1 pseudogene is annotated in these 319 nt (G+C 74.0%); it reads left to right on the plus strand.

The window, feature by feature from the left end:
- Nucleotides 1–319: pseudogene (locus C3488_RS42305) on the plus strand (ABC transporter ATP-binding protein); the annotation flags it as partial.

Below are 319 nucleotides of genomic sequence, written 5' to 3' on the forward strand. Positions count from 1 at the left end.
CTCCGGGCCGCTGGCCAAGCTGGCCGCCGAGAACGCCGAACTCGACTACCGGCTGCTCACCTCCGACCCGGAAACGGCCCGCCGACTGGCCGCCGGCACGGCCGGTATCCGTGTCCTCGACGGCTCCGGGGCACGGCACGACAGCGACGCGCTCGTCGTGCGTGCGCTGACCCCCGCCCTCGACGAACCTGGTGGTGCGACTCGTGCAGGGAGGCATCGCACTGCGCGAACTCGCCCCCGTGGTGTCGCCGCTGGAGGCCGCGTTCCTCGCCCTCACCGAGAACCGAGGAGGCCGCCCGATGACCGCGACCCTCGCCCC

Origin of the sequence: Streptomyces sp. Ru72 (genome assembly GCF_002920635.1) — a bacterium.
Lineage (GTDB): Bacteria > Actinomycetota > Actinomycetes > Streptomycetales > Streptomycetaceae > Streptomyces.